The sequence below is a fragment of the Parviterribacter kavangonensis genome, assembly GCF_056863335.1.
Window position 1 is genome coordinate 69315 of the sequence record NZ_JBXPJA010000001.1, and the last position, 11032, is coordinate 80346.

Annotated in this window: 6 protein-coding genes; 5 read left to right on the forward strand and 1 reads right to left on the reverse strand. The window is 75.0% G+C overall.

Features of this window, described 5'->3' with window-relative positions:
* Positions 1–81 precede the first annotated feature (81 nt).
* Together AC1UE4_RS00330 and AC1UE4_RS00335 are read left to right on the forward strand one after the other, a co-directional pair.
* Positions 82–5442, forward strand: coding sequence for a nuclear transport factor 2 family protein (locus AC1UE4_RS00330; RefSeq protein WP_482915225.1), 5361 nt, complete (start codon positions 82–84; stop codon positions 5440–5442).
* The gene (locus AC1UE4_RS00335) at positions 5439–6269 is read left to right on the forward strand and encodes an MBL fold metallo-hydrolase (protein ID WP_482915226.1); all 831 of its coding nucleotides are present in this window, start codon (positions 5439–5441) and stop codon (positions 6267–6269) included. The genes AC1UE4_RS00330 and AC1UE4_RS00335 overlap by 4 nt, the downstream gene beginning before the upstream one ends.
* Here AC1UE4_RS00335 and AC1UE4_RS00340 read toward each other — a convergent pair.
* Positions 6266–7609, reverse strand: a complete 1344-nt coding sequence (locus AC1UE4_RS00340) for a hypothetical protein (RefSeq protein ID WP_482915227.1) — start codon at positions 7607–7609, stop codon at positions 6266–6268. The genes AC1UE4_RS00335 and AC1UE4_RS00340 overlap by 4 nt on opposite strands.
* A 67-nt stretch (positions 7610–7676) precedes the next feature.
* Here AC1UE4_RS00340 and AC1UE4_RS00345 point away from each other — a divergent pair, with 67 nt between their 5' ends.
* The 3 genes from AC1UE4_RS00345 to AC1UE4_RS00355 are packed head-to-tail and all read left to right on the forward strand — an operon-like array spanning position 7677 to position 10948.
* Positions 7677–9347, forward strand: coding sequence for an FMN-binding glutamate synthase family protein (locus tag AC1UE4_RS00345; protein ID WP_482915228.1), 1671 nt, complete (start codon positions 7677–7679; stop codon positions 9345–9347).
* Positions 9348–9389: 42 nt separating this feature from the next.
* A complete protein-coding gene (locus tag AC1UE4_RS00350) occupies positions 9390–10661 on the forward strand; it encodes an aspartate aminotransferase family protein (protein WP_482915229.1) in 1272 nt (423 codons plus the stop codon).
* Between the two features lie 2 nt (positions 10662–10663).
* On the forward strand, positions 10664–10948 hold the full coding sequence (locus tag AC1UE4_RS00355) for a putative quinol monooxygenase (protein ID WP_482915230.1): 285 nt from the start codon (positions 10664–10666) through the stop codon (positions 10946–10948).
* Positions 10949–11032 lie beyond the last annotated feature (84 nt).

Below are 11032 nucleotides of genomic sequence, written 5' to 3' on the forward strand. Positions count from 1 at the left end.
GAGCCTAACCGAGCCGCCCCCCCAGTGGCGCGCTCGCACCCCTTCCGACCACTTGACGGTGCATGAGAGGATCGATCCACGATGGATGTGCGGTGCGCCGCTTGTGGGGAGCCCAATCCGGCGCGAGCGCGGTTCTGCCTCGCGTGCGGCACGCCCATCGCCGCGCAGGAGCCCGCGGGCGCCCGCGAGGTGCGGCGCACGCTGACCGTCCTCTTCGCCGACATGGTCGGGTTCACGTCGCTCGGCGAGCGCCTGGACCAGGAGTCGCTGCGCCGCGTCATGGACCGCTTCTACGCGGAGATGCGCGACGCGATCGAGGCGCGCGGCGGCACGGTCGCGAAGTTCATCGGCGACGCGGTGATGGCGGTGTGGGGCACGCCGCTCGTCCACGAGGACGACGCGCTGCGCGCCGTGCAGGCCGCCGAGGACATGCGATCCGCGCTGCGGGCGCTCAACGACGACCTCGACCGCCGCTGGGGCGTGCGCATCGGGCTGCGGACCGGCGTGAACACCGGAGAGGTCGTCGTCGACCCGACGAAGAGCGCCGACCTGCTCGTCGGCGACACGCTGAACGTCGCCGCGCGGCTCGAGCAGGCGGCGGCCGACGGCGAGGTGCTCGTCGGCGGCGAGACGTACCGCCTCGTCCGCGACGCCGCCCAGCTCGAGCCCGTTGCGCCGCTCGACCTGAAGGGCAAGGCGCGACCGCTGCCCGCCTGGCGGCTGGTCGACGGCCTGCGGCCCGAGCACCACCCCGGCCCGCGCATGCAGGCCCCGCTCGTCGGCCGCGGCGCGGAGATCGCCCGGCTGCGCGCCGCCTTCTACGCGGCCACGGGCGCCCGCGCGACGCGGATGGTCACCGTCATCGGCTCGCCCGGCGTCGGCAAGACGAGGCTGACGAGCGAGTTCGCGAAGAAGGCCGGCGACGAGGCGCTCGTCCTGCGCGGCCGCTGCGAGGCGCAGGGCGAGGGCCTGACGTTCCTCCCGATCATCGACGTGCTCCGCGCCGCCGCGGGGATCGCCGACGGCGACACGATGGAGACGGCGCGCCGCAAGCTCGCGGTGCTCGTGGAGGGCGACGACGAGCGCGACCGCATCGTCGACCGCGCGTTCGGCCTGCTCGGCGGCCCGGCGGTCGGCGTCGAGGAGACGTTCTGGGCGGTCCGCCGGCTGCTCGAGTCGCTCGCCGCGCGGCAGCCCGTCGTGCTCGTCCTCGACGACGTCCACTGGGCGCAGCCGACGCTGCTCGACCTCCTCGAGCACCTCGTCCGCTGGGGCCACGAGGCGCCGCTGCTCGTCGTCGCGGTCGCGCGGCCCGAGCTGCGCGACGTGCGTCCCGCGTTCACGGCGTCCGGCCCCCTGGCGAGCGACGTGCTCGAGCTGGGGCCGCTGCGCGGCGAGGACAGCCGCGTGCTGGTCGGACGGCTGCTCGGCGAGGCAGACCTGCCAGCGCCGCTGGCCGCCCGCGTGCTCGAGACGACCGAGGGCAACCCGCTCTTCCTCGGCGAGATGCTGCGCATGCTCGTCGACGACGGCGTCCTGCGCCGCGAGGGCGACTCGTGGGTCGCCGCCGACACGTCCGTCGTCGCGGTGCCGCCGACGATCCACGCGCTGCTCGCCGCCCGCATCGCGCGCCTGTCCGATGCCGAGCGTTGCGTCGTCGAGCGCGCCGCCGTGATCGGCCAGCACTTCTACCGCGGCGCGGTGGCGGAGCTGAGCCCGCCCGAGGTGCGTGCCACGGTCGACGAGCACCTCGACGCGCTGCGCCGCAAGGAGCTGGTCGCGCCCGAGGCGACGATCTGGCTCGACGAGCCCGTGTTCCGCTTCCATCACGTGCTCGTCCGCGACGCGGCCTACCGGTCGCTGCTCAAGGAAGCGCGCGCCGATCTGCACGAGCGCTTCGCCGCGTGGCTGGAGGGCAAGGGCGACGACGTCGACGAGCAGACGGGCTTCCACCTCGAGCGCGCGTACGCGTACCGGCAGGAGCTCGGCCCGCTCGATGCCTCGGGCCGCGCGCTGGGCGAGCGCGCCGCCGACCGCCTGCACGCCGCCGGCTGCCGCGCGCTCGAGCGCGAGGACCTCCCGGCGGCGCGCAACCTGCTGGGCCGCGCGCTCGGGCCGCTCGACCCCGCCGACCCGCGCCGCGCGCGCGTGCTCATCGACCTCGCCGAGGCGCTCGTGTCCGCGGGCGACGCCGTCGAGGCGGAGAACGTCATCGAGGAGCTGGCGCTGCGCAGCGAGCGCGACCCCGTGCTCCAGGCGTGGGCGACCGCGTACGCCTGCCAGCTCGCGCTGCTGGCCGGAGCGGCGGGCGTGAGCGAGGCGATCGACCGGGCGACCGCGGCCGCCGCCACCCTCGCCGACGCGGGCGACGCGCGCGGCGCCGCGAAGGCTCACCACGTGGCGGCGACCGGCCACGCGCTGCTCGGGCAGGTCGCCGCCGCGGAGGCGTCGCTGGACCACGCGCTCGTCGCGGCCCGCAGCGCCGAGGACCGCCGCCGCGTCACCGCCGTGCTCGCCGGCGCGCCGCGCGCGGCGCTGTGGGGGCCGTCGCCCGTCGTGCGCGCGAGCGGGCGCTGCCTCGACGTCGTCCGCATCCTGCGGATGACGCCCGGCAACCGGCACGTCGAGGCGGTGGCGCTGCGCTCGCAGGCGGTGCTCGAGGCGATGCGCGGCCGGTTCGACGCCGCGCGCGACATCCTCGCGGGCTGCCGCGCGACGCTCGAGGAGCTGGGCCTGACGCTCGAGCTGCACGAGGTGGCGACGTACGCGGGCATCGTCGAGCTGCTCGCCGGCGACCCCGCGACGGCCGAGCGCGAGCTGCGCGCCGCCCGCGACGGCTTCGTCGCGCTCGGCGTGGAGGGCGACGCGGCGCGCGCGTCGGCGCTGCTCGCCCGCGCGCTGCTCGAGCAGGGCCGCGACGCCGAGGCCGAGGAGGAGACCCGCTTCACCGAGATGCGCGCCGGCGACGACCTCAAGTCCGGCACGGGCTGGCGCGGCGTCCGCGCGCAGGCGCTCGCCCGGCGCGGCGAGGTCGACGAGGCGCTCGCGCTCGCGCGCGAGGCGGTCGAGCGCGCGGAGACGACCGACGCCTTGCCCGACCGCGCCGACGCCCTGCTGGCGCTGGCCGAGGTGCTGGAGGCGGCCGACCGCCACGCGGAGGCGCTCGAGGCGGCGCGGCAGGCCCGCGACGTCTACGCGGCCAAGGACCACCAGGTCGGCGTCGCGCGGGTCGACGCGCTGCTGCGCTCGGACACGGACGCACACGGCTTCGCGCTGCCGGATGGCGGCTACGACCCCACCGAGATCGCCGACGCGCTGCCCACCCAGACGGCATGGAAGGTGGCGGCGGAGACGGGCAACTTCGATGCGCTCGCCGCGCTCTACGGCGACGACTACGTGCTGGTCGACCATCGGTTCAACCAGGCGCCGATCGTCGGTCGCGAAGCGGGGGTGGAGCTCGTCCGCGACATCCACCGCATGGCCGAGGGCGACGTGCGGTTCACGATCACCGCGTTCCGCCACGCCGGGACCGACCCGCACATCGAGGCCTCGACGTTCACCGTCACCGCGGGCGGGCGCGAGGGCGTGGGGGACTGGGAGGTCCGCTACTCCGTGGTCGCCATCGTGCGCGACAGCCGGATCCGCCGCGCGGAGATCTTCGAGCCCGACAGCGCCGCGTTCGACGCGCGCTTCCGCGAGCTCGCGGCTCGCGTGGAGCTGGATGCGCGACGCCGTCCGGTCCCGCCGGAGGCGGAGCGAAGGCACGAGGAGACGCAGGAGCTGCTCAACCGCCGCGACTTCGAGGGGTTCGCGGCGATGGTCGCCGACGACTTCGCGCTGCGCGATCTGCGCGAGCGGACCGTCTGGGCGCCGATCGGGCGCCACGAGTTCCTCGCCACGACGCACGCGATGCGGGAGGAGATGCCGGGCGCGCACCTCGAGCCGTCCGAGCTGCTCGGCGGTCTCGGCAACGGCGACGTCACGGTGCTCGCCGGGTTCCAGCGGCTCACCGGCGACACGGGCAGCGGTCCGTGGGATCTGGGGTGGGGCTTCGTCGAGGTGCTCCACGACGGTCGGCTGGCGACCGTCGACATCGTCGATGCCGACGCCGACGTGGTCCTCGCGCACTTCGACAGCGTCTGCCGCCGGGTGCTCGGCCTCACGCTGTCTCCGCACGCGAGCGAGCCCATCGCGCCCGAGGCCGTGGCGCTGCGCGGCCGCGCGCAGCTCGCCCTGGTAGCCGGCGATCCGACCCCGGTCAGCGATCTGTGGCACGAGGACGTCGAGCGCGTCGACCGGCGTCCGCTCGGGCTGCCGGACGCGCGCGGCAAGGCGACGCTGTTCGCCGAGACGTTCGCGGCGCTCGACGCGGCGGCCGAAGTGGCGATCGACGAGGAGCTCGTCGCGGCCGCGTGGGAGGGCGACACGCTCGTCATCGCGTCGCGCCACCGCTTCCGGGGCACCCCGCACGGCGCCGGCGGGCCGGTCGAGGCCAGCCACGCCCAGGTGGTCGTCGCGCGCGACGGGCGGTTCGTCCGCATCGAGATGCTGCCCGACGACGTCGAGCTGCTGCGCGACCACTACACGGTGCGCCGCCGGCTCGCTCCCGTTCCGGAGCCGCTGAGGCCGCAGGGCGCCGCCGCGGCGGTCCGCGGCCCGCGTGACCCGTCCGAGACGCCGCTGGTCCGCGTCCGGCGGGCGTTCGGCGTGGCGTTCGCCGCGCGCGACTGGATCGCGGTCGGTGCGCTGTACGCCGACGACGCCGTGCTCGTCGACCACCGCCCGGAGCACGTGAGCCGCCGCGAGGGGCGCGCGGCGATCCTCGACCTGCTGCGATCGATCGTCGACGAGGCACCCGGCGTTCGCTGGCGCGAGCACCCGGTGCGGACCGCGGGTCCGCGGCTGCTGGTCTCCACCGTCGAGCTCTCCGGGACGCAGGCGGCGTTCCTCTTCCACGCGGACACCGCCGGCCTCGTCCGCCGCATCGAGGTCCATCCCGCCCTCGAGTCCGCCATCGAGCGGCTCGAGCTCCTCCGCAGCTGGGAGGAGGGGATGGGCCGCTGGACCGACGCGCTCGCGGCACTCGACGCGTCGGCGGCCTGGTACACGCCGGACTGCCGCGTCATCGACCACCGGTCCGGCATGCGCGACGAGTTCAGCGGGCGCGACCGGCTGCTCACGTTCTGGCGGATGGCCGACGCGATCGAGATCGAGGTCACGGTCGAGGTGCTGGAGGCGGCCCCGTTCGTGGCGGCGACGACGCTGCAGATGCGCGGCCGCGGCGAGCACGGCGGGGCGTGGGCGAACGACGCGCTCCAGGTCGTCCGCGTCAACGAGGACCTCATCGCCGAGCACGTCGAGATCTTCGACTTCGGCGACCGCGCCGCGCTCATCGACCGGTTCATGGCGGTGTCGGCGGCCGTCGAGCGGGCGCAGGCGTGACGGTCGAGCTGGTCCCGCTGCTGGGCGGGGAGATCGAGCTGACGGCGCGGTTCGAGGTCGCGCCGGACGGCGCGCTCGGCCCGGCGCGCAGCATCGTGGCGCAGCTGGCGCGCGTCCGGACCCACTGGGCGCCGGTGCCCGCCTACCTGCTGCGCCATCCCACCGAGGGCGACGTGCTCGTCGACGCGGCGTACGCGACCGACGCCGACGTCGATCCGGCGCGGACGATGGGACGGCTGTCGGCGGTTCTCTTCGTGCACCGGCCGCGCCCGCTGCGCCCGCAGCTCGCCGCCCTCGGCGCCGAGCCGGGCACGGTCGTGATGACCCACCTCCACACCGACCACGCGAGCGGCCTGGAGGAGCTCGGCGACGCCGACCTCGTGTGCGACGAGCGCGAGTGGGCGTTCGCGACGACGGAGGGCAACGGCCTGACCGGCTACCACCCGCCCGCCTTCGCCGGGCACCTGCGGCGCCGGCTGCTCGACCTCGACGCGGGCGAGCGGCACGGCCCCTTCGCAACGACCCACGACCTCTTCGGCGACGGGTCCGTGCGGCTCGTCTCGACCCGCGGGCACAGCGCGGGCCATCTGTCGGTGCTCGTGCAGACGGCGGAGCGGCCTGTGCTGCTGTGCGCCGACGCGTGCGGCTCGGGCGTCCAGCTGCGCGAGCTGCGCCCGACGACCGCGATGCTCGACCGCCGGGCGTTCCTGTCCTCGCTGGCCACGATCCACGCGTGGGCGCGCGAGACCCCGGACGGCCTCGCGGTCCCGGGCCACGATCCGGCGTGGACGCGATGGCTGGCCGGACGCGCCGGCCCGCCCGTCTAACGCTCCCGCGGCGTCGCCTCCGCCAGCCGCTTCGCCAGCTCGTCGGTCGGAGCGAACGCCAGGACGACGATCCGTCCGCGCTGCACCGTCGCGCCCGCGCCGCCGTCGAGGGCGAGCGTGTCGTCGTCGCCCTCCTCGCCGTCGGTCGCCCGCGCGACCGCCTCGCGCAGCGCGCCGGCCAGCTCGCTCGCGTCGTCGTCGGTCGCGGTCCGCCACACGAGGACCGCCGCGGTGTGCGGACGGCACGGCGGCCTGCAGTCGTCGGTGATCGTCGCGTCCGCCCAGGCCTCGAAGCGCCCGGCGCGCCAGCCGTCGGCGGCCTTGCGCGCGTCGTCCTCGGACAGCCCGGCGCGCAGGATCGCCAGCGTGTCGACCTCGCCGAGGTCGGCGCGGCCCAGCCGGGCCCAGTCGCCGCCGAGCACGTCGCCGACGGAGAACCGCGGGCGCTGCTGGCCGTCGCGGTTCGGCCACGCCTCGGGGTGGAGGATCGCGGCGGTGGACGCGGGCGGGTCGTGCTGCGCACGGTCGACCCGGCGCCAGCCGCCCTCGCGGTGCAGGTCGGCGCTGAACTTCGCGCCGTCGACGTACGGGAAGCTCTGCAGCACGTTCACGCCGGGAGGCGCGTTCGGGTCCGTCGTCTGGCGTTCGATGACCTGCTCGATCACGCGGTCGGCCGGCCCGCGGACGCCCAGGTGCTCCATCCGGTACTGCACCTCGGCGAGCGTCGCCGAGCCCTCGTGCAGCGCGTGGCGCGCGGTCGCCCCGTCCGAGTACGGCTTCGGGTTGCGCTCGAACCCGCCGAACGACTGGTCCTCGAGCGCGTGCGTCAGCTCGTGCGCGAGGACGGCCTCGGCCTCCTCCGGGTTCTTCTCCGCGAGCTCGCGGACGATGTAGACGGTCCCGTCCTCGGGGACGTAGAGGCCCGCGACGCCGACGGCGTTGCCGCGCTCGCCCTTGCCGCCCTTCTCGCCGTCGCCCAGCAGCTCGGGGTCCCTCTTCGGATCGACGATCCCGGTCATCGTCGTCACCAGCACCGACGCCGCCTCCAGCGCCCGCGCGCGCTGCTTGGCGCCGCCGGCCGCCTTGCGCTCGGCCAGCGCGTCGACGCGCTTCAGCCGGCCCTCGAGGGCCTTCGCCGCGACGATGCGGATCTTCGGCCGCTCCTTGAACTCGAGGCCGCGGATGTCCTCGACGCGGTCCATCACCTCGCCGACGGGCGGGAGCCCGGCCGCGTCCGCCTCGCCCACCGGCGACGTGTCCGACGACGACCCGCCGAGCAGCACGACCGCGCCGACCACCAGCACCGCGACCGCGGCGACCACGACCCCGACCTTCCGCACGACCCCACCCCTCGAACGTCGCTTTGCGCTCAGTGAGTGGGCGTTACCCAGCGGGTAAGCGCAGCATGTGGGTCGAACGCGCCGAACCGGATTCGCAGCCATCGGCGCCGCCGTCGCGGGCACGGTGGCGCACGACGTGCTGCAGAAGCGCCACGCGATCATCCGCAACTTCCCCGTCGTCGGGCACTTCCGGTACTGGCTCGAGAGCGTCGGTCCCGAGCTGCGCCAGTACATCGTCACGTCCAACGACGAGGAGCGGCCGTTCTCCCGCGACCAGCGCCGCTGGGTCTACGCGTCGTCGAAGGCCGAGATCAACACGTTCGGCTTCGGCACGGACAACGACCTCGAGGAGGTCGACAACCTCCTCGTCATCAAGCAGACGCCGTTCCCGGCGGCGCCGCCGCGGCACGGCACGACGGGCTCGGCGCCCGAGTACGTCCTGCCCGCGGCGAAGGTGCTCGGCGGGGCGCACCGCCGCCGCCACGCGTTCCGGCCGTCGTCGGTCGTGAACATCAGCGCGATGAGCTACGGCTCGCTGTCGCGGCCCGCGGTCGAGGCGCTGAACCGGGGCGCCGCGCAGGCGCCGTGCCTGCACAACACGGGCGAGGGCGGCCTCGCGCCGGCGCACAAGCACGGGGCCGAGCTGATCTTCCAGATCGGCACCGGCTACTTCGGCTGCCGCGACGAGGACGGGCACTTCAGCCTCGAGCGGCTGCAGCAGCGGATCGCGGAGGCGCCGATACGGGCCCTCGAGATCAAGCTGTCGCAGGGCGCGAAGCCCGGTCTCGGCGGCATGCTCCCCGCTGCGAAGGTGACGCCGGAGATCGCCGCGGTCCGCGGGGTCCCGGAGGGCAAGGACTGCGTCAGCCCCTCCCGGCACACGGCCTTCCACGACGTCGACTCGCTCATCGCGTTCGTCGAGCGGCTCGCCGACGCGACCGGCCTGCCCGTCGGCATCAAGTCGGCGGTGGGGGAGCAGGGCTTCTGGGAGCAGCTCGCCCGCCGGATGGCGGCAACGGGCGGGGGACCGGACTTCATCACGATCGACGGTGCGGAGGGCGGGACCGGCGCCGCGCCGCTGGCGTACAGCGACCACGTGTCGCTGCCGTTCAAGCTCGGCTTCTCGCGGGTGTTCGGCACGTTCAGCGAGGCGGGGCTCGCCGACGACGTGATCTTCGTCGGCAGCGGCCGGCTCGGGCTGCCCGACGCGGCGCTCTTCGCGTTCGCCCTCGGGTGCGACATGGTCAACGTCGGTCGCGAGGCGATGCTGGCGGTCGGATGCATCCAGGCGCAGCGCTGCCACACCGGCGGCTGCCCGACCGGGGTTGCGACGCACAACCGCTGGCTCATGCGCGGGCTCGACCCGGACGAGAAGGCGCCGCGAGCGACGAACTACGTCCGCGCGCTGCGCGGCGAGCTGCTGTCGCTGGCGCGCAGCTGCGGGGTCCGCCATCCCGCGCTCGTCAGGCCCGAGCACTTGGAGATCGTCAGCGAGCGCTACTCGACGGCGTCGCTGGGCGAGGTGTTCGGCTATGCGCCGGAGTGGGGGGCGTGGAGCGAGGAGCGGCGCGCGGAGATCGAGGCGCTCGTTGGGCCGCCGGCGCCGCAGGAACCCGGCCCGCACACGGACATCGGGCCGATCGCCGGCGACGAGAGCGGCCGCCACGTCGACGCCGGCGACGAGCAGCGGATGCCGTCGCCGAGCGGGGCCGGCGGCGGCGCGGCGGCCGGCGACTAGATCCGGAATTCTGCGTAGATCTCGACCGGTAGGGTCCGGGTCATGGCCACCCCCGAGACCAGCTCCGCCGACCGCGTCTCCGATCTGCGCCAGCGCTTCGTCACCAGCGCGGTCGCGACGCCGCCGATCGTCACCGCCAGCGCGTCCGGCGCCCGGATCACCGACGCGGACGGCACGACCTTCATCGACTTCGCCGGCGGCCTCGGCTGCCTCAACTTCGGCCACGACGCGCCGGAGATCGTCGCCGCCATCCACGAGCAGGCCGACCGGTACCTGCACCAGTGCTTCATGGTCGCGATGTACGAGCCGTACGTCGAGGTCTGCCGCCGCCTGTCCGAGCTCTCCCCGTGCCGCGGCGACGGCGACCAGAAGTCGCTGCTCGTGAACAGCGGGGCGGAGGCGAACGAGAACGCCGTGAAGGTCGCGAGGGCGTTCACCGGCCGGCCCGGCGTCATCGTCTTCGACCGCGGCTTCCACGGGCGGACGAACCTGACGATGGCGATGACCACGAAGGTCCATCCCTACAAGCACGGGTTCGGCCCGCTGGCCGGCGCCGTCTACCGCGCGCCGGCGGCGTACCCGTACCGCGGCGTGACGTCCGACGACGCGCTCGCCGGGCTGCACGCGATCTTCAAGGAGGACATCGATCCGGCCGACGTCGCGTGCGTCGTGCTGGAGCCGGTCCAGGGCGAGGGCGGGTTCATCCCGATGCCGCCCGACTTCCCGCGGCGCCTGCAGGAGATCTGCGACGAGCACGGGATCCTCTACGTCGACGACGAGGTCCAGGCCGGCATGGGCCGCACGGGGCCCGTCTGGGCGATCGAGCACTACGAAGGCGTCGAGCCGGACATCCTCGTGAGCGGCAAGTCGCTCGGCGGCGGGATGCCGCTGGCGGCGATCACGGCCCGCGCGGAGATCATGGACGCGCCGGAGAAGGGCGGCCTCGGCGGCACGTTCGGCGGCAACCCGCTGTCGTGCGCGGCGGCGAACGCGGCCCTCGATCTCGTGGCGTCGCCGGCGTTCCGGGAACGCAGCGAGCGCCTGGGCGAGCGGCTGCGGTCCGCGCTCGACGGCCTCGCGTCGCGCCACGACTTCATCGGCGACGTCCGTGGGCTCGGCCCGATGCTCGCGATGGAGGTCGACTCGCGCGAGCGGGCGTTCAACACGACGCAGGCGGCCCGCGAGCGCGGCCTCGTCCTCCTGTCGTGCGGCTACGACGGCAACGTCATCCGGATCCTGGTCCCCAACGTCATCGAGGACGAGGACCTCGAGCGCGGCCTCTCCATCCTCGACGAGGCGCTCGCCGTCGCCTGACGGTGTTCCAGGCGATCGCCATCCACCACGCCGCGCCCGGGCACGTCGACGCCTTCGCGCAGCACATGCGCAACGTCGTCGCGGCGACCGAGGGAGCACCGGGCCTCCTCATGTTCGACTGCTGGCGGGACACGGAGATCGAGGGCCGCCTCATCGCCGTCTCCCGCTGGGAGTCCGAGCAGGCCTTCCGGGAAGCGCTCCCCCGCATCGGCTCCCTCCGCCACGACCGCCGCCCGGAGTGGTCGGTCCGCGAAGACGAGCTCCTCCTCTCGTCGCCCCTCGGGTAGCCGTCCGGGCCTTCGCCGACGCCTCTCGGCCGTCCGTCGACCGCGCGGCGACGGCCCGCCCGGCCACCCGAACCACGGCCGGTC

What these genes read in the sequence shown, in the direction of transcription:
- AC1UE4_RS00330 (WP_482915225.1), top strand. Translation starts at nt 82, where the DNA reads ATGGATGTGCGGTGCGCCGCTTGTGGGGAGCCCAATCCGGCGCGAGCG.
- AC1UE4_RS00350 (WP_482915229.1), top strand. Translation starts at nt 9,390, where the DNA reads ATGGCCACCCCCGAGACCAGCTCCGCCGACCGCGTCTCCGATCTGCGC.